This window comes from Streptomyces sp. GbtcB6, assembly GCF_019091475.1.
GTDB lineage: Bacteria > Actinomycetota > Actinomycetes > Streptomycetales > Streptomycetaceae > Streptomyces > Streptomyces hyaluromycini.
Genome location: NZ_JAGXJL010000548.1, coordinates 1 through 229 on the forward strand (window position 1 = coordinate 1; position 229 = coordinate 229).

At 76.4% G+C, this 229-nt stretch carries 1 protein-coding gene; it reads right to left on the reverse strand.

All coding sequences use genetic code 11. The features are described 5' to 3' along the window. On the reverse strand, positions 1-229 hold a 229-nt coding region (locus KVT45_RS55945), incomplete at both ends, for an FtsX-like permease family protein (RefSeq protein WP_217562818.1).

The window sequence follows — 229 nt, forward strand, 5'->3', positions numbered from 1 at the left end:
GTTGAGGGCCGCGGCCAGGACGGCGGCGACGGCGGTGGCCCCGGTGTGTGCCAGGTAGGCGCCGGGGACCGAGAGGACCGCGGGTGGCGGATCGAAGTCGCCGGTCAGTACCTTGACCAGCATCTCCCACAGGGCCCAGCCGCTGAGGGCGCCTCCGGCCAGGCCGCCGACGGCCAGCAACACGGCCTCCGAGTGGACCATGCCGCGCAGGCGCCGCGGCTGCGCGCCC